Source organism: Paenibacillus sp. 01T443 (assembly GCF_056398325.1).
On record NZ_JBFTPE010000012.1, the window covers coordinates 66,737 to 84,192 of the forward strand.

The 17,456-nt window shown below is 48.1% G+C and carries 16 protein-coding genes and 1 pseudogene; 5 read left to right on the top strand and 12 right to left on the bottom strand.

All coding sequences use genetic code 11. The features are described from left to right. Positions 1-217 precede the first annotated feature (217 nt). Together AC1DLI_RS22705 and AC1DLI_RS22710 are read right to left on the bottom strand one after the other, a co-directional pair. Positions 218-302 (bottom strand): annotated as a pseudogene (locus AC1DLI_RS22705) (DUF3934 family protein); the annotation flags it as partial. A gap of 294 nt (positions 303-596) precedes the next feature. Continuing rightward, the gene (locus AC1DLI_RS22710; protein WP_308995503.1) at positions 597-791 is read right to left on the bottom strand and encodes a hypothetical protein; all 195 of its coding nucleotides are present in this window, start codon (positions 789-791) and stop codon (positions 597-599) included. A 202-nt stretch (positions 792-993) separates the two neighbouring features. On the opposite strand from AC1DLI_RS22710, the gene AC1DLI_RS22715 reads away from it, so the two are divergent. Both AC1DLI_RS22715 and AC1DLI_RS22720 read left to right on the top strand, forming a co-directional pair. After that, on the top strand, positions 994-1,167 hold the full coding sequence (locus AC1DLI_RS22715; protein WP_477606702.1) for a hypothetical protein: 174 nt from the start codon (positions 994-996) through the stop codon (positions 1,165-1,167). Between the two features lie 290 nt (positions 1,168-1,457). Further along, the gene (locus AC1DLI_RS22720; RefSeq protein ID WP_477606704.1) at positions 1,458-2,084 is read left to right on the top strand and encodes an SGNH/GDSL hydrolase family protein; all 627 of its coding nucleotides are present in this window, start codon (positions 1,458-1,460) and stop codon (positions 2,082-2,084) included. Positions 2,085-2,179: 95 nt separating this feature from the next. Here the strand turns inward: AC1DLI_RS22720 and AC1DLI_RS22725 are convergent, their stop codons facing one another. The 10 genes from AC1DLI_RS22725 to AC1DLI_RS22770 all read right to left on the bottom strand — a co-directional run bounded on the left by AC1DLI_RS22725 (position 2,180) and on the right by AC1DLI_RS22770 (position 14,637). Then, positions 2,180-3,169 carry a Gfo/Idh/MocA family protein gene (locus AC1DLI_RS22725; RefSeq protein ID WP_477606706.1) on the bottom strand — a complete coding sequence of 330 codons (990 nt, stop codon included), beginning with the start codon at positions 3,167-3,169 and terminating at the stop codon, positions 2,180-2,182. Between the two features lie 309 nt (positions 3,170-3,478). Then, a complete protein-coding gene (locus AC1DLI_RS22730) occupies positions 3,479-4,120 on the bottom strand; it encodes a ThuA domain-containing protein (RefSeq protein ID WP_477606708.1) in 642 nt (213 codons plus the stop codon). Between the two features lie 90 nt (positions 4,121-4,210). After that, positions 4,211-5,302: a low temperature requirement protein A gene (locus AC1DLI_RS22735; RefSeq protein ID WP_477606710.1), complete on the bottom strand. Its 1,092-nt coding sequence runs from the start codon at positions 5,300-5,302 to the stop codon at positions 4,211-4,213. Positions 5,303-5,507: 205 nt separating this feature from the next. Next, positions 5,508-6,269 carry a sugar phosphate isomerase/epimerase family protein gene (locus tag AC1DLI_RS22740; protein ID WP_477606712.1) on the bottom strand — a complete coding sequence of 254 codons (762 nt, stop codon included), beginning with the start codon at positions 6,267-6,269 and terminating at the stop codon, positions 5,508-5,510. 226 nt (positions 6,270-6,495) lie between these two features. Next, positions 6,496-8,100: a DUF3502 domain-containing protein gene (locus AC1DLI_RS22745; RefSeq protein WP_477606714.1), complete on the bottom strand. Its 1,605-nt coding sequence runs from the start codon at positions 8,098-8,100 to the stop codon at positions 6,496-6,498. Positions 8,101-8,177: 77 nt separating this feature from the next. After that, positions 8,178-9,089, bottom strand: coding sequence for a carbohydrate ABC transporter permease (locus tag AC1DLI_RS22750; protein ID WP_477606716.1), 912 nt, complete (start codon positions 9,087-9,089; stop codon positions 8,178-8,180). A 12-nt stretch (positions 9,090-9,101) separates the two neighbouring features. Next, positions 9,102-10,022, bottom strand: a complete 921-nt coding sequence (locus tag AC1DLI_RS22755; protein ID WP_308995573.1) for an ABC transporter permease — start codon at positions 10,020-10,022, stop codon at positions 9,102-9,104. Between the two features lie 66 nt (positions 10,023-10,088). Beyond that, positions 10,089-12,893 carry a beta-galactosidase gene (locus tag AC1DLI_RS22760; RefSeq protein ID WP_477606718.1) on the bottom strand — a complete coding sequence of 935 codons (2,805 nt, stop codon included), beginning with the start codon at positions 12,891-12,893 and terminating at the stop codon, positions 10,089-10,091. 287 nt (positions 12,894-13,180) lie between these two features. Beyond that, complete coding sequence (locus AC1DLI_RS22765; protein ID WP_477606857.1) at positions 13,181-14,242, bottom strand: LacI family DNA-binding transcriptional regulator; 1,062 nt, start codon at positions 14,240-14,242, stop codon at positions 13,181-13,183. A 209-nt stretch (positions 14,243-14,451) separates the two neighbouring features. Beyond that, positions 14,452-14,637 carry a twin-arginine translocase TatA/TatE family subunit gene (locus AC1DLI_RS22770; protein ID WP_477606720.1) on the bottom strand — a complete coding sequence of 62 codons (186 nt, stop codon included), beginning with the start codon at positions 14,635-14,637 and terminating at the stop codon, positions 14,452-14,454. A gap of 314 nt (positions 14,638-14,951) precedes the next feature. Between AC1DLI_RS22770 and AC1DLI_RS22775 the strand changes: the two genes are divergently transcribed. The 3 genes from AC1DLI_RS22775 to AC1DLI_RS22785 all read left to right on the top strand — a co-directional run bounded on the left by AC1DLI_RS22775 (position 14,952) and on the right by AC1DLI_RS22785 (position 17,372). After that, positions 14,952-15,209 carry a MerR family transcriptional regulator gene (locus AC1DLI_RS22775; protein WP_308995492.1) on the top strand — a complete coding sequence of 86 codons (258 nt, stop codon included), beginning with the start codon at positions 14,952-14,954 and terminating at the stop codon, positions 15,207-15,209. Positions 15,210-15,222: 13 nt separating this feature from the next. Beyond that, on the top strand, positions 15,223-15,939 hold the full coding sequence (gene tatC / locus AC1DLI_RS22780; RefSeq protein ID WP_477606723.1) for a twin-arginine translocase subunit TatC: 717 nt from the start codon (positions 15,223-15,225) through the stop codon (positions 15,937-15,939). Positions 15,940-16,142: 203 nt separating this feature from the next. After that, positions 16,143-17,372 carry an amidohydrolase family protein gene (locus AC1DLI_RS22785; RefSeq protein ID WP_477606858.1) on the top strand — a complete coding sequence of 410 codons (1,230 nt, stop codon included), beginning with the start codon at positions 16,143-16,145 and terminating at the stop codon, positions 17,370-17,372. The last annotated feature ends 84 nt before the right edge of the window (positions 17,373-17,456 follow it).

The following is a 17,456-nucleotide window of genomic DNA, read 5'->3' on the forward strand; positions in this document are numbered from 1 at the left end:
CGGGCTATCTCATTGGTTCAGAGCTTTAAAGCTTGTCATCATTTCGTTGTATTTCGGCCTTTGACTGCGCTGCCGCCTTTAAATGCAGTGCTGCCTTTCGTCATGTTGGCGCTTCTAGCGTTTGCCGTATTACCGGTGTCGGTTTTGCCCTTTTCGCCTTTTTCGCCCTCGGCGCCTTTAGCGCCTTGATTTCTGCCAAATACCTTCTTCGCTAGCTTCTTCTTTTCCCCCGCTTGCCAGCGGTTCCAGCCCTTCTTGTCCGTTCCTCTTCCCGTTCCGCCCTTACCTTTTGTGCTGCTCATATCATCACTCCATCATGTCTTCTATCCGAGTTAAACTTCATAAAATGCAGCTAAAGCATCTATCAGAATCTTGATCCTCGTTATCATTACTTATCAGTATACCATTAAACTCCCGCTTGGATTCTTTAGACAGCTTATAATTTTGAAATACTTCCCACTGCGGTACATGGAATTTCCCGTTACTGCACAGACTGCGACAAAAAAAGGATCCTAAATGTGGTTAAAACTAAACGCTCATTAGTTTTAATCACATTTAGGATCCTTGCAATATTTTCTCATCAGCTACATAGACTCTCAATAAGCATGAACCGTATTACTCATTATTTTACATACAATGCTTTTATGACGCTCAGCCCTTATAATCATTGCTTTTAAAGCAGCCAGGGTTTCTCTTGCATGCACCAAATAGTGCTCATCACCAAAAAGCATGTACAGTCGCATATAATCATTATATTCATCCAGCCATTCATTGAAGTAAGAAGAGGTCATTCCCATCACTCCCTTAATTCGATTATAAATCACGAACATTAATCTTTTATGAGAATTCTATGAACAAAAGATAAAACAATCTAGCAGATTGGTTACTTAAAGTATATTTCTTAATTTTCAGAATATTACATAAATAGTTTACACACCCTTAATAATCCTCTGCTATGATGTGCGTAATCTAACTGGAATGGGGGCATGCGCAATGGGAGCAATCGTTTTGGTCATTCTCATCCTTTTCGTCATCCTAGCAGCTGTTAAAGCGATTACAACACCAGTTGACCGCAGAAGGAACAGTCATCACGGCGGTGACTCATCAGCTGGAGATTGCAGCAGTGACAGCGGAGGAGATTCGAGCTGCGGCGGAGGCGGTGATTAACCGCGAATCCGTTTATCTATTCTCCTACCTCTATTAAATAGGAAAAAAGAATAAATATAAATAGAAATTTCAGAAGTAAATGTTTCCTATTTTATTACATAGAGTGCTTAAGATTTGAAAGTATGGGAATTCGTCTCTTTTTCTTGCGAATCCATATTGACCATAGACGTTATTCGTATGTATTATGAAGCTGCAGATGAAATGATGGCTCTTAGAGACATCAAACTTCAAGAAATTTATGATCGTTTTTCTTTTAAAGACCATCATTACATACTATTGGAGGCTTACGGATGACACTTATCGATCAAAATGCAGTTGTTTTGTTTCAAGGTGACAGTATTACCGATGCTGGTCGCAATCGAAATGACGGAGCAAGCTTAGGCTCGGGCTACGCAAACCTGGTAGCGGCATTGTTCACGAGCAAGTATCCTGAGAAGCAGGCTTCCTTCCTCAATCGAGGCATATCGGGTGACCGTGTCGTAGATCTTGAGCGGAGATGGGAAGAGGATTGTCTAGCTTTGAAGCCTGCCTGGCTGTCTATCTATGTTGGCATTAATGATACCTGGCGCCGTTACGACAGCAATAATCCATTGACTACCGAGGAATATTACACGACATACCGCCGCTTGCTCACGAGTGCAAAGGAGCATCTGAACGCTAAGCTTATTTTGATCGAACCCTTTGTACTGCCCGTAAATAACAGCCAAAAGCAATGGCGCGAGGATCTAGATCCGAAAATTCAAGCGGTTCGCGAGCTTGCAGGAGAGTTCAAAACGCTGTACGTGCCGCTCGACGGCTTATTCGCTCAGGCAGCGACACAGACGGGCCCTGCCTACTGGGCTCCCGACGGCGTTCATCCATCGCCTGCCGGCGCAGCACTCATTGCCGATGCGTGGCTGAAAGCTGTTAAGGCTTAATAAAAGCCACATAAGCTCTATACATCAAATAGGAGCTGTCTTAAAAGGTACCATACCTTGAAAGACAGCTCCTATTCTTTTAGGAATAAATCCCCTTATTGGTCAGCGGGGTAACGCAAGCCCCATTGCTTCCTGATTGTATCGAGTGTCGTCATGATCTCGAGCGTCTCATCTAATGGAATAACCGTGCTCTCGAGTCTTCCCTCGCGAAGCGCGTTCATCGCTTCTTCGGCTTCGAATGCATAACCCTCGGCTTCACGTTCATCCACGAAGGATTCAGCATCCGTATTGTTCACATGAAGACTAGCTGATTTGCCAAACAAAAAGTTCGGAGCGTGAATATATCCTTTTGTACCGTAAATGTAAGCATCGTTAACCATTCCCAGCTGTACCGCTCCATTCAGCGCCGCGGTACGTCCGCCCTCATATTCAAACAACAGCGAGAATTGCTCGTCTACGCCTGTTTCGCCAATTCGGGCACTGCTCATAATTTTTGCCGGAGCCTCGCCATAAATTAAGGAAGCAAAGGAAACGGGATAAATACCCGCATCCAGCAGCGCTCCGCCGCCAAGCGCGGGATCAAGCAGACGGCTCTGCGGCGCCCAGCCGATATTGAAGCCAAAGTCGGCTTTGACCAATCTTACCTCGCCAATTTTATCATCCGCGATCCATTCCATTATTTTACGAATCGGCGGCAGGAACCGCGTCCACATCGCTTCCATAAGGAAGACTTTCTTTTCCCGGGCTAAATCAATGATTTCCTTCGCTTCAGCCGCATTCATCGTGAACGGCTTCTCGCAAAGTACAGCTTTGCCGGCGCGCAATAAAGCCAGTACATTTTCTTTATGTATCGGATGCAAGGTTCCTACATATACAATATCAACATCAGCGTCTTGAGCAAGTTCGTCCACGCTGCCGTAGGCGCGGGGAATGTTAAATTCTTTAGCAAAACGCTCTGATTTCTCCAAGCTTCTTCCGCCTACGGCAACGAGCTCGGCACCTGCGGCAAAAGCCAAATCTTTAGCAAACTTTGATGAAATCCAACCTGGGCCCAAAATTCCCCATTTAATCGTTTGTAGAGACATTACTCCATTCACTCCTCAGAATAAAATAATAAAATAATGCAGATTAAGAAAAACTTCAGATGCCTTCCGTAACTATGGGGAATGTTTGGACTTACGGCCGCTGTTGTCTCCAGATTTCTTTTATTATACCGCTCACACGGTTGAAATCTGGAGACAAAGGCGTACGCTATCGCTCCTCCAGTTCCAAACTTCCCCTTCGTTTCTTATGATCTGTTTTTCATTCTTTATCTGTATCATTAATTATACAGTTGATCCTAGCAAGAAAGCGAATTCATTATATGTAAAGGCCGTTATGCAAGCATGCCAATTCTAGCTTTGAGCGCCGCCGACCCACTTGAGGGCATGCTTAATGGCTGTTTGATATTCACGCTGCTGCAATACGGGCAGAAAATGTCCTGGCGTAAGCGCGCATACACGGCCTTTGCCCTGCTCTCTCTGCCAGCCCGCCGGCTGCGTGCCGTGCTCCGACTCGGAAGTCATAAATACCTTAATGCGGTCTTCTATAACCTCCATAAAATAATGCTCGTCATGCATGGAGAAACCTTCTTGCTCTTCTGCGAGCCCCAATGCCTTATCCGTATAGGCAATTTTCACAGGACATGCCTCCGGATGATGCTGGAACACGCCCCCTACAAGCTCGAAAAATACAGGCTGATCCCGATAGCCTACCGTTCCTGCATGCAAAACGAGCAGTCCCTTCCCGTCCTCGACATAGCGCTGGAACTGCTGTTGAATTTCCTCGGTCAGCCATGGCGTTTTATCCGAGGCCGAAATTTGATTGGATTTGGCAAGCACAATAACATCCTGCTGATCCATCCACGCAAGCGACCACTCCGAAGCATGCTGGATATAATGAAAGCTAAATCCAAGCTCGCTTAGAGGCTCCAACCCTTCTTTAATGAGCGTTCCCGGGTGCCAATAATCATCGCAAATCACGCCAACCTTCATCATTTTCTTTTCCTCGCTTCTACAGTTGTCTTTCTTCAAATTATAAACGTTTTTAATGCATATAGCTTCCCTTAATAACGATTACTATTCCTCTTACCGATGCGTTGCTTTGGCAAAAACGATAAAGAAAATCATGATTTCGCCCAGGATGACATGAGGAGAGGCTGTCATAAATAAATTTAAGGAAAACAACGCGCCAAGCAATCCCGTTAACGAAAGAACCATGCTAAGCTTTGGCTTAAGATGCTCGAAACGATAAGCATACAGGACGAACATAACCGACCCGAAATATAGCAGGACGGATCCGAAGACAAACACAAGCATAAAGAAATATTCGAGCTGGTTCAGAAACAAGAGCTGAATGGAAGCCGCAATCATGCTTAGCGACAAATAGATGAACAAATGCCCGTACATGATGGTCTGACCTGCCGTCCGTTTTGCTTTATCCACATTCTTCTCCACGTTCTCGAAATACTGCCACCATATGCCTATAACCAATACAAACGCCATCGCGGCAAACAGAATGGAGGATCCCGTTAATTCAGCGGATTGCAGCACCGAGAGCATGCTGATTACGGATTCTCCAAGCAAAATCAGCGTAAAAAGCGCAAACCTCTCTAACAGATGAGCCGTATGCACAGGCGTTTTCACCAAATGCTTTCTTCCGATCAACGGAACGAGGATATCGACGGCAATACCTGCATACAAAATAGCATAGCGAATCCACGAATCAAAAAAGAGAGAGAAAGCAGAGATAATAATGCCGAGCCAGAAATAGGTTCCAAAGAAACGAGCAGTGTCCTTCCTGTTGGATACTTCTACTTTTTGAGTGATCACATATTGCACGACGGTCAACACTCTAGAGCCGATATAGCCGACAAAGAAAGGAATATAATAAGCATCAAAATCCACGTTTAAGCTGGCTGTCATAATTAAGACAAAAAACAATTGGAGGATCATGAATACCCGATGCGAGGAAAGGTCACGGCCAAAACGATTATTATATACCGTTTGACCGACCCACGCCCACCAGATCGGAATGAAAATGAGAATGAATTTGGACAAATGCTCCAATGAAATAGTCCCATGCTCGACATGCAATAATACATGCGTAGCTTTCGAGATTGCGGCCACAAACAACAAATCATAGAACAGTTCCAGCCAGGTTACCTTTTTTTCATGCATCGGTTCACGGGCTCCTTCCAGAGATTGCGCAGAGACAATGTCTCAATGAACATTGCTGCCTGCGCGTCATAATCTTTAATTTAAATATCTTAATTTAAAGATAATAAATTTATTGCTCTGTGTCAACTCTTTTATAGAAAAAAAAACCAGATACATGACTGCATCCGGCTTTCCCATTATAGCAGAGCAGGCTCTGCCGCTTCAATTAAATATACTGCTGTAAATTGCGGAAGCTGATTGCTAAGCTTTCAAACGGATCACGCCGGCAAACATCCTGCTCCACTACGTACCATTCCACGCCTATTTCTCGGCATGCTTCAATAATCGCTTTGAAATTCAAATTACCTTCGCCGATTTCCGCGAATACCTGCTGATAATCCACGATTTCCAAATCCTTGAGATGAACTACCCCCATCCGGCCTTTCACCTGTTTAATGGCATCCACCGGATTTACTCCGCCTACATGCACCCAGTAGGTATCTAACTCGAAGCCAACGGCAGCCGAATCCGTTTCCTGCTGCAAAATATCCATGCCCGTTCTGCCTTCGAATTTTTGGTATTCGAACTGATGGTTATGATAAATAAATTCCAAATCATGCTCCTTGAGCTTTTGCCCGATCTCCGTAGCGGTTTTGGCAAAGCTTAGATAGCCCTCTGCGCTGCTGCGATTTTCATCAGGCAGGCTCCCGAGTCCAACATATTTGCAATTCCAGAGCTTATGCTTCTTAACCGTATTTTCAAAATCATTAACCAGTGAATCCAGGCTAACATGCGTCGCGCAGATTCGAAGACCCACAGCATCTGCCAATTCCTTTACTTTTTCCGGAGCAATAGGGCCGATTCCCGATACCTGCACCGCTTGATAGCCAATATCCTTCACCTTGCGCAGAGACTGCTCCAAATCCGCTTCCGTCTGGCAGTATTCCCGCAATGTGTACAGCTGTACTGCAATATTAGATAAATTCATGCCTTCGCCGCCTTCTTATCTTAATGGGATTAGCTTACCGTTTCTTAGGTTTATTGTAGCATTATAGCTGAAAGCGCTACTTAACTGAGGTTAACCAACCATAGGCTGCCACTTGACTATAATTGCCCAAATGGTGGGGGAGGAATGTAACGCCAAACAGCGCAAGAGGAGCCATGCACACTCGTGCATGAAGCTCTCCCCTTGCGCTGCATCGCTTAAATCATCATTAACCTTCGATTAGCTTCTTGTAGGCATCCATTTGTTTCTGAAGCTCGGCAAGCACTTTGTCGTAGCCAGCGGTTTTCAGCTTGCTGCGGAATTGCTCGACAGCCTCCGCCGGATCGCCTGCTTTGCCGTACGTAATCGCAGGGCCCATCTCGCCCGATACCTGCGTAATCGCTGTAAGCTCGGCCTCAACCGGTGTTTTATCAAACACGAATTGGCCATAAGGATAAGGCTTTTTGATTTTGTCGTATTCCGCGTACAATGTTTCTTCTAACTGATCCCATGTCGTTATGCTAGGGATTTCAAATTTATCGACGCGGCCGCCCCAGAAGTCAGCGTAGAAAGCATCCTTAGCTTCGTCATAGCCTTCAGGCTGCAAGCGTTTGCCGTCTTTCACTTCGTATTGAACGCCTTCCAGACCGTAATTGATCAGGTGATAAATTTCCTCGTCATTGCGGATGAGGTCATAAGCCATAAGTGCACGTTCAGGGTTTTTGCTGTGCGCTCCGACGGAGGTTCCGCCATGCGTGATGGAAAGCTCAGTCAAATTGTTGCCTCCCGTGCGGTTAAATGGGAACATTTGCAGCTCGGAGCCTGCTTGGTCCTTATCCATCTGCACGCGCAGTCCGCCGAAGGTTTGAGTATGATGCTGATCAAGGCCTGACAAGCCGGCACGCAGTGCCGAGCGGTTATCATTCTTATTATTCAGCACATCCTCGCGCCAGTAGCCTTTATCCGCCCAATCCTTCATCAGCGTAGCGAAATTCAGGAACGTATCTTCGAATACCGGACTAACTACCGTAAATTTCTCATCATAGGATTTCGTCGTGAATACCGGCAAATAACCGGTTGAGATCGGAAGCTCCAGGTTATCCGTGTAGGACTGTGCGTAGCCTCCAAAAGTGCTTGTTGATGCAACCGCATCCCATGGAACGACGCCTTCTTTGTTATCCTTTACGAACTGGAGGTATTGACCGATGCCTTCCCAATCCTTGATCGGATCGGTAATGCCAGCTTCCTTCGCCCAGTCGCCGCGGTAGAAGAAGCCGTGGTTAACCCATTGCGTGTAATCGTTTTCCGGAATCAGTACGATATTGCCGTTATACTTGCTCTCTGCCCAGTCCTCCTCAGGAATAGAGCTCCATGTCTGCGGCGCATATTCCGGCAGCAAATCATCCAGGTTCATAAATGCGCCGCGCTGCGCATTGCCCCAAGTATCCAGCCAGTCGGTCCCGATCGTAATCAGGTCGACCGCTTCGCCGGACGCCAGCAGCAGGTTGTATTTGGTTTGCCAATCTGCCCACTCGACCCATTTCCACTCGAGCTCGGCATTGATTTTTTCTTTCATTTTTTTGTTAACTTCAGCTAAAACCTTCTCGAACTGTCCGTTTTTGGGCTTGTCGCCCAGTACAACGTAGCTGACTTTGACGAACTTGGACGTATCCGCCCCTTTGTTTCCATCCGCCGTATTCGTGCTGCCGTTATTGCCTGTTCCGGCATTTTTGCCGCCTTCGTTTTTCTCCCCGTTATTACCTGAGCAAGCTGCAAGACTGATGATCATCATCATGGCAATCAGCAAGGCGGAAACCTTCTTGAAACCCATCATCGCACTTCTCCCCTTTGTTTTCATAAATCGGGCATTGCCCGTTATGTGAAGTGGCCTTTTTAGCGGCCCTCGGCACATCAGCCTTTTACAGCGCCAACCGTAATTCCTTTGATGAAATAACGCTGCACGAATGGGTAAAACAGAATAACCGGTCCGGTCGCTACGACTGCGGTAGCCATCTTCATGGATTCCAGCGGCATATCCCGAAGCTGCACATTGGACGCTGCAGAGGAATTGCGGATAAAGTCGGCGCTCGTCACCACGTTATACAAGAACAGCTGGAGTGGACGGTACTTCATATCCGGCGAGAGGAACAGCATCGAGTTGTACCATTCGTTCCAATACCCCAGTGCGATAAACAGACCGATTGTAGCGAGAGCCGGCGTCGTCATAGGCAGAATGAGCTTTAGGAAAATCGTAAAGTCGCCTGCTCCGTCGATTTTGGCGGATTCGGTAATCGCATGCGGGATGGAGCGAACGAAGCTTTTCATCATAATAATGAGAAACGGGCTAAGCAGTCCCGGCAGCAGCACGGCCAAATAGTTGTCTTTTAGCGACAAATACTGCGTCATGAGCAGGTAAAACGGAACAAGCCCGCCGGAAAACAGCGTCGTAAAATAAATGAAAAAGGAAATGCCGTTCCTATAGCCAAAGTCCGGACGCTGCAGCGCGTAGCCGGTCATCGCTACGAGGAAGAGCCCAAATGCCGTCCCCACTATCGTGATTCCCATAGTAACCAGGTAGGAGCCGATAATGAGATCAGGATTCTCAAATACGATTTTGTAAGCAAAGGTGCTAAAGTCGCGCGGCCAAAAATTGAAGCCGTATTTCTTGATCGTCCCCTCCGCCGTGAGCGAAGTGCCGAGAACGAGCAAGAAAGGCAATAGACAGCATAGCGAAAAAAACGAGATGAACAAATATCCGAATACCTTTACAATTAAACCGCTTACATCTGTACGAATGCTGCGTGATTCTTCCTTGTTTTCCATATCTGGCACCTCCTAAAATAACGAGTTATCGGGCGAAGTCTTTTTCACAAGCCAGTTCGCGGTCAAGACAACCACAAAACCGAATACGGATTGATAGAGGCTCACAGCGCTGCCGATCGAGAAGTTGAAGTTCGTCATTAGCGAGCGGAACACATACGTTTCAATAATATCGGTCGTCGGATACAAGGCCGTATTGTTGGCTCCAACAAGGTTGAAGAACAAACCGAAATTCCCTTTAAGAATGCCGCCGAGCGAGAACAGCATCAGAATGATGAAGGTTGGCTTTAGCCACGGAAGCACGATGTAAATGATGCGCTGGAACGCGTTCGCGCCGTCGATTTCCGATGCCTCGATAATCTCATTATCGAGTCCCATGATTGCCGCGAAATAAACGATGGAGCCGTAACCGGTTGATTGCCAAAGGAAGGTCAACACGATAATAAATGGCCATATTTTGGGATCAGAGTACGTTTTGACAGGCTCCATGCCGAATGATTCCAGTATGCTGTTCAAAATCCCGTAATCGTAGCTCAAAATGTTATAGGCGATTAGGCCGATAAGCACCGCCGATATGAAATGCGGTAGAAACATGAGCGTCTGCGTAACTTTTTTGAACCATTTGCGGCGGATCTCGTTCAGCAGTATGGCGACGAAAATTTGCAGCACGTTCCCCAAAACAATGAATACCAGATTGTAGGCCACCGTATTGAACGAAAGCCGCCATAGATCACCGTTAATAACGAGAAAACGGAAGTTATCGAAGGCAACGAACGGGCTTTTGAAAATGCCATCCGAGTAATTGTAGTTAATAAACGCTAGATACAGGCCAGGCATCGGCAGGTATGCAAAGATGACAAAAAAGGCAATGGCCGGCAAGCACATGAGCAGAAGCGTTTTGTTGTTCCAGAAGCGTTTCATCTTGCCTCCGCTCATTCGCTGAAGCTTCCTCTGCGGCTCCCTTTCGACTATGGTTGTTTCCATGCTAATTCCCCCTCGTAACTAGACGGATATAAATTGAATCGATTCCAATAATCCCTGCTTCTCCCTGTCTACCGCTTCCAGCATGATCGCCAAGCTTCCCTTGCCCGCCTCATACCAAGCTCCCGGTAAATAAAAGGAATCCGGACTGCCGCCCGTTAACACGGGCCTGTTCGCATCGCTCGGCAGCCAAATTCGTCCGACGATCCGTCCCTCCAGAAATACGGTCAGCTTAAGCCCCGTTCCGGCAACCTTTGCCCGCCAGCCTGTGCCGTCCTCCGAATTCACTGTGGAAGTAAAGAGCCATGCCGTCTCGCCCGGCTTCAGCGAGATAGGAAATTCCTGCGTTGATGCATTTGTCTGCTCGCTTTCCGAATGCTCGAACAGCTCCGTTTCTTCAGAAGCGCTTACCGTCCATCCTTCAGCCTCATGGCCCTCATAGAGGAAAACCTGCCCGGAAGGAAGGCCAAGCACCCGCTCAACATAAACAGTGAGCACTACTTTCTCTCCAGCCGTTACATGACCCGAAATATCGATATAAGAATCGAAGGGATGAACGGCTCCAATCTCTTTGCCGTCTATGAATAGGCGGGCGAGGGATTGTAAGCCCTTGAAATGCAGCGTCCACGAGCTCGCGTCCGCAGAAGCTTGGAAACTCTTCCGGTAATATTCGAATGCGGGATGGTCCGGAGACATCCAGTTTCCGAAATTAACGATCGGCCACATGCTGTCATCGGGCGATTCGACGAGTTCCTTGCGCAAAGCCCGATCCGCCGCGCGGTATACGCTCCAGCTGCGGCTGAGGTTCCTTGTCTCCGTTATCGCCGATACCCCTCTGAGGCCCTTCATCGCATGGAGTCGAAGGCCTGGAAGCCTCGCGTCATCAAAGTTTGAATGGCCCCAAATTTCCACTCGGGCAAGCAGCTTTCCGTCTTGCAGCTCATTGCTGAACGGAATGAAGGCGCTGCCTCCGCCAGGCGTTAGCGTACCTGCATATTGACTGTCCGCATAAAGCGATACAACATCACTGCCCTGCCGTACTAAAAAGCCTTGCACCGCTTTGCCTTTCGGCAGACGAACAGCCGCTTCATACCAGGCAAACCCGCGGTATATCCCTGTTTGCTCCAAGTAATCCGCCTGCTCCAGTATTGTTCGCCCGTTAGCCGGATTTACGTTCATTGGTCCTGCGCCGGCGTCCAAGACGCTGAGCTTCCATTCTCCTGCCGCAGTCTCCGGCATGTCTGGATAGTTGAACGGCCCCCCAAGTTGAATCTCGCCGTTCTCGTCGAAACCCTCTATATAAAGCGCTTTCATTCTATCCGTTATAAAAAACTTTAGCTCACGCCCATCCCCCGTAAGAACCCGGCAGCAACTGTCCTCCTCACCGTCGAACGCGATCGTTAGCCGCCCTTCCGACCATTCGGCCCTTGCATGATCTGTTTTCAGCTCAGCTTTCGAATCGAGCTGAAGCGTAATGACGCCTTTTCCCTCCGAGTGAAAGACAAGATTAGTCCCTTCGGTTGATTGTTCCGCCAGAAACAGCTCTGCGGTCGAAGACACGAGCAGCCCCTCAAAGCCCCACAGGCTTAACGGAACCTGGCAAGGAAGCGCCAGCGACCGCCCCGCTCTAAGCGTAAATCCGCCTTCCGCGGGAGCATTCGCTTCATCGGCAGCCATCATGGCTACTTCTTTATCGCGCTCATCCAAATTCGTCACAAACAGAAGGCTTCCGCCGCCTTTTAGCTGCAGGGCGTAGGGACCTGCTACCCGGTAGTGGTCACCGGCTAAGGCCCATTCGGTGGATAGTCCATTTCCGGCTGCCGCCTCCGCGAGCGGAGCCCCGTAAGCCGTGATCAATCTGCTAAGCAAACGCCCCTCATAGGCCTCCTCGCGAATATGTCCTTCCGGCGAGATCATTCCGCCGAAATCATAATCCGAGGTCATGAACGCGAGCGGCTTGCCCCAATTGTTCGTGGCGTTTGTAAACCCGAAATCCGTGCCTGACACTTGCAGATAAGGACCGAGCAGCTTCGCCCCGCAGGAAAGCAATCTGCGAAGTAAGTAATGCGCCCGATTTGTCTCCGTTACGAGCAGCGGGTAGCCGAGTCCCGCTAAGGTTCCGTTATAATGCAGCACTTTCTGCTCGAAATCAAGTTCACGATTATCCGGATAAAAGTTGCAGGTTGGAACAACATTCTCGGCCAGCCCCGATGCTTGCAGGATGCCGCCTTGGCCCGCGCAAGCGAACAGCGGAACCGTAATTCCGTGGCTCAAAGCCATATCGCGCAATGCGCTGATATATCCTTTAGGATCATGGCAATCATAGAAATCGAGCTCATTATCGAGCTGAACGCCAATGACTGTTCCGCCCTCTCCTGCTTGGTATTGCTTCAGTAAAGGCAATATACGGTCAAACCATTTCGCAACATAGCTGAGGAAGCCCTCATCGTTATCGCGAAGCTTCAGCTCCTTTGTCAGCAGATAAGCCGGTAAGGCGCCGCCATCCCATTCGGAGCAAATATAAGGTCCCGGTCTGGCAACGACATATAAGCCCGTTTCCGCCGCCGCCGCTAAAAATTCGGTTACATCGCGCTCACCGCTAAAATTCCATTTCCCTTCCGCTGTTTCATGATAGTTCCACGGAAAGTAAACATCGATGCTGTTATAACCGAATGCTTTGAGCTGTGCCATCCGTTCCTTCCAAAGCTCCCTTGGAATGCGGAAGTAAAACAAGGATGCGCAAAGCAAAATATGTGAGGTGTCCCCAATTTTCACGGCATCCGCATCAAATTGCACGGCTGCTCTGGCTTCAATATCCATGAACATGATATAACCTCCAATGAAATAGGTTAAAAGCTTGAAATATGCAACCCGTTTCATGTAACGGGTTACATTATTAGAGAAAAATAAATACACTCTCAATGACCGGTATAAACAGAACGTGAATCTGCACGGTACTCTGAAGTGTATCAATGGGATAACTGTTTTGTAGGAAGAGGCCTAGCTGATCATGTAACGGGTTACATTCTTAACGGCGACACCATATAATCTTTCGACAACTTGATTTTATTCACAAATGTAAGCGTTGTCAATCATTATTTTAAAACTGATTCTTAAGCGTTATTCGTTTCTCGCGGCGGAGCCGTAGACTCTCTGACAACCAGCTCAGGCCTTAATTTCGTGCTTTTGCTCACCTTGTTTTTGGTAATCATCTGATGGAGCAGCTCGGCTGCAGCCCGCCCAACATCATAGCATTTCAAAGAAATCGTAGTCAGCTCCGGTATGCTGTTCGAGGCGTAAGGGATATCATCAAAGCCAATCAGCGACAGTTCCTCCGGCACTCGGATTCCTGCTTTATGGGCCGTCTTCATCACACCGATGGCTAATAGATCGTTCGCGCAAAAAATAGCGGTTGGAAGCTCCGGCAGCTCAAGCAGCTGATTCATGAACAGCTTGCCGTTCTCTACGGAGAAGCCTCCGCCGATTATCCATTCCTTGCGGGTCCGCAGCCCGTTTTTTTCCATTGTTTTGACAAAGCCCCGAATTCGCTGCGCCGTGTTGGACATATGACTATACCCGCCGACAAAAGCAATATTCTTATGCCCAAGATCGATGAGATGCTGCGTCGCAAGCTCTGCTCCCTCAAGCTCATCGGTATACACGCGGGTCATGCCCTCCCCGGGCAGGCTCCCGTTAATGAGCAGCAGCGGTACCCGCTTGCTTGCTTCCACAACCTCGCTAACCAGCTCCTTGCTCGGCTTTGCTAGATTGATTCTTCCACCAATCATCACAATGCCGTCTACCTGTTTCTCCATAAGGATGTTCAAATATTGCGATTCCCGCACATACTGCTCTGCTGAGTCGCCATTCGTCGATACCGTATCGCATAAAAAAAACGTATACCCTTTGCTGCGCGCCTCCTGATCGAGGCCAGCCAACACCTCTGGAAAAAAAGGATTTGTAATATCCGGCAATATGACGCCAATCATCCCTGTTTCCTTTTTGAACAAGCTTCTCGCAAGCGCATTCGGCTGAAACTGATGCTTCGTTATCAGCTCCATCACACGGTCTCTCGTCGATTTTTTAACCGGTGCCGTGTTATTGATTACACGCGACACAGTGGCTACCGAGACGTTAGCTTCCCTAGCAATATCATAGACAGTTACCGGCTTGATAGCGGCACACTCCTTCGTCCAAAGTTCCATCAATCAGTAGAATAACAGACTTTGGATCAAATAGAAACGAGCACACCCATCTCATTTACAAATTAATCCAAAGCTAATTCCGAATGCCCGCCCCCTATGGATTCTTTTTTCCCAAAAAGCATTTGACCTGCAAAAAAGTCTGCCCCCTCAGACATGAATCTGAAGGAACAGCCTCTCTCTTATGCGCTGCCTTTGCTTTCCTGTTCATCCTTGTTCTCCGTTACGAGCTCGCGCGCGGAGCTTTTGAATTCATGCAGCGTACGGCCAACCGCCCGCCCGAGTTCAGGGAGCTTCGAGGGCCCGAATACGATTAAAATGACGACTAGAATCATGATTAACCCTGGTAATCCAATACTTTGCAGCATGGCACATCACCTCATTCTTAGTTATGGGAATCGACTGCGATGTCTTCACAATAGCAGAAGCCACTCGGGGTGTCTCGGAGTATGTCAGATAATATGACACGGTTTTTTAAAGGAGAAATTTCATAATATAGAAGCAAATTTCTGGTTGTACGATCCGTCTAATTCCATTGTGAAATGTTGGGTTCATGATCTAATGACAGCTTATATCTCCATCATTATCATTAGGTACACATCTAGTTTGCGTCAGTAATTATTACACGAATAGAAGGGAGTGGCTTTTGCAACGCCAACACATAGCAAAAGGAGCTGTCATCATGTCGTTTATGGATAAACAAGTCATGAATATCGGAATGGTAAGCGAGCTGACCGGATTATCGGAAAGACGAATTCGTTACTATGAAATTCGCAAGCTTATTTGCCCTAAACGAACCATCGGAGGCACTCGCAAATATTCCTTCCGTGATATTGAGAAGCTGGTCGAGATCAGCGAGCAAATGGAGATCGGTTGGATGACTGCGGAGATCAGGCACAGCGCCAAGAAGCGTAGGACCAGCTCCGCGGCGAATGGTTAGGAGGGCTTACCCCATGCTGACACAACCGAGTCTCATTGATCATTTAACCGAGCTGCGCAGAAGAATCATTTATATCCTGATTATGTTTGCCTTTGCCTTATGCGGCGGTATTGCGCTGGTCCGCCCCGTCCTGGCCTATTTGCAGCAATCCTATTCGCCTGCCCAGCCGATTCTATGGAATGCCTTCTCGCCATTTGACGCGCTGCAGCTCTACGTGCAAACTGGAGTTGTGATAGGCGTCGGCGCCTGCATTCCGTTTATTTTGCTTCAGGTTTGGCTGTTCGTTAAGCCGGCTTTGACTTTGAAAGAACGTAAATCACTTCCCTGGCTTATCCCGTTCGCGTTTCTGTTATTTCTTATCGGGCTTGCCTTCAGCTGGTTTATCGTTTTTCCGATGGCTGTCCAGTTCGCGTCTTCCGTTACCCGCTCCATGGGTTTGGTTGAAACTTACGGAGCCGCGCAATATATTCAATTTCTTTTACGCATCATTTTACCGTTGTCCCTTGCCTTCGAATATCCGATCGTGCTTATTTTTTTGGCCAGGCTTGGACTTGTTACGCCAGAGCGTCTTCGGAAATGCAGAAAATTCGCTTATGTCATTTTAGTTACCATGTCTACCATACTGACACCACCCGATTTTTTATCCGCCTTCATCGTGCTCATCCCATTAGTCATTTTGTTCGAAGCGAGCTTCCCCCTTGCAAAATGGGCAAACAAAAAAAGAGATTAGAGGAGGAATTATAGATGGATCAAGAAAATAAAGGCTTGTCCCGCAGAGAGTTTATTGGCAACGTCAGCAAAATAGGCGGTGCGTCTGCCGTTATTGGCGTTATGGGCACCATGGGCCTTTTCTCCCCCGATTCCGCCAGCGCAGCCGCCGAAGCGAAGAAAGAGGATTCAAAGTCCAAAAAACCAGGGAAAAACAGCTCCTATATGCTGTTAAACGTACGTCTGGAGAGCGGATATAAATATGAGAACGGGCAGGTTGTCGCAACCGAAACCGTCCTTCGCAACCTGCAAATCGACAAAGGTAAAATTACTAAAATACTCGATACAAAAGCCGCTTACGGCAAAACCATCGACTGTTACGACGCAAAGGGCATGCTGCTCCTGCCTTCCTTCCGGGATATGCACATCCATTTGGATAAGACCTTTTACGGAGGGCCATGGCGGGCGGTCAGACCGACGAAAAATGGCATTTTCGACCGGATTATCGAGGAACAAACCTTGCTCCCGCAGCTGCTGCCAACCGCTCAGGCACGGGCCGAAAAACTCATAGAGCTTATATTGGGCTACGGGTCAACCTACGTTCGGAGCCACTGTAACATCGATCCGACCGTAGGCCTCAAAAATTTAGAGAATTTGAAGCTGGCCTTAGCTAACTATTCGGATAAAATCTCGCATGAAATCGTTGCTTTTCCGCAGCATGGCCTGCTCCGCTCCAATGTTGAGAGCATTATGCGCGATGCCATGCAGCTCGGTGTCACGCATGTCGGCGGATTAGATCCTACCTTAGTGGACGTCGATATGGAAAAATCGCTGCATACGATGGTACAAATCGCGGTGGATTATAAAGCTGGCATCGACATTCATCTCCATGAGGGAGGAGAAACGGGAATCAAGGCCATCCGCCGCTTGGCCGAACTGACCGAGGAGGCTGGCCTTCAAGGGAAGGTTACGGTCAGCCACGCTTTCTCGCTCGCTTCTCTGACGGCAGGCGCCGATATTGAAATGGCGGATCGCCTGGCTTCGCTCGGCATATCCATCGCTTCCTCCGTGCCCATCGGAAAAAGCGTCATGCCGATCCCTCTGCTTCAGAAGCAAAAGGTTAACGTCCTGCTTGGCAATGACAGCATCACCGATCACTGGTCACCGTTCGGCATCGGCGATACGCTGCAAAAATCGCATCTTGCCGCGCAGTTATACGGCTGGTCAAGCGAATACAACTTATCTAGAGCTATTTCTCTCGCAACCGGTGGCATTACACCTTTAGACGAGTCGGGCAAGCAAGTATGGCCAAAGGTTGGCGATGCCGCAACCGCCGTGCTTGTTGCGGCAAGCTGCTCAGCCGAGACGGTCGCTCGGCTGCCGAAGCGCGAAGCGGTTTTGCACAAAGGCACACTTTCCTCCGGCTCACTAGAAGTGGTGAAACCTAAGAGATAACTGCTTCCAAGCGTCAAGCGTAAACGGCTGACGCCGTCCTTGCAGCAAAAGCTCGTTTCGCGGTGAAATATAAGCATCGTATAA

Coding starts and splice junctions, on each gene's coding strand:
- AC1DLI_RS22710 (WP_308995503.1), bottom strand. CDS start 791: ATGACCTCTTCTTACTTCAATGAATGGCTGGATGAATATAATGATTAT.
- AC1DLI_RS22715 (WP_477606702.1), top strand. CDS start 994: ATGGGAGCAATCGTTTTGGTCATTCTCATCCTTTTCGTCATCCTAGCA.
- AC1DLI_RS22720 (WP_477606704.1), top strand. CDS start 1,458: ATGACACTTATCGATCAAAATGCAGTTGTTTTGTTTCAAGGTGACAGT.
- AC1DLI_RS22725 (WP_477606706.1), bottom strand. CDS start 3,169: ATGTCTCTACAAACGATTAAATGGGGAATTTTGGGCCCAGGTTGGATT.
- AC1DLI_RS22730 (WP_477606708.1), bottom strand. CDS start 4,120: ATGATGAAGGTTGGCGTGATTTGCGATGATTATTGGCACCCGGGAACG.
- AC1DLI_RS22735 (WP_477606710.1), bottom strand. CDS start 5,302: ATGCATGAAAAAAAGGTAACCTGGCTGGAACTGTTCTATGATTTGTTG.
- AC1DLI_RS22740 (WP_477606712.1), bottom strand. CDS start 6,269: ATGAATTTATCTAATATTGCAGTACAGCTGTACACATTGCGGGAATAC.
- AC1DLI_RS22745 (WP_477606714.1), bottom strand. CDS start 8,100: ATGATGGGTTTCAAGAAGGTTTCCGCCTTGCTGATTGCCATGATGATG.
- AC1DLI_RS22750 (WP_477606716.1), bottom strand. CDS start 9,089: ATGGAAAACAAGGAAGAATCACGCAGCATTCGTACAGATGTAAGCGGT.
- AC1DLI_RS22755 (WP_308995573.1), bottom strand. CDS start 10,022: ATGAGCGGAGGCAAGATGAAACGCTTCTGGAACAACAAAACGCTTCTG.
- AC1DLI_RS22760 (WP_477606718.1), bottom strand. CDS start 12,893: ATGTTCATGGATATTGAAGCCAGAGCAGCCGTGCAATTTGATGCGGAT.
- AC1DLI_RS22770 (WP_477606720.1), bottom strand. CDS start 14,637: ATGCTGCAAAGTATTGGATTACCAGGGTTAATCATGATTCTAGTCGTC.
- AC1DLI_RS22775 (WP_308995492.1), top strand. CDS start 14,952: ATGTCGTTTATGGATAAACAAGTCATGAATATCGGAATGGTAAGCGAG.
- tatC (WP_477606723.1), top strand. CDS start 15,223: ATGCTGACACAACCGAGTCTCATTGATCATTTAACCGAGCTGCGCAGA.
- AC1DLI_RS22785 (WP_477606858.1), top strand. CDS start 16,143: ATGCTGTTAAACGTACGTCTGGAGAGCGGATATAAATATGAGAACGGG.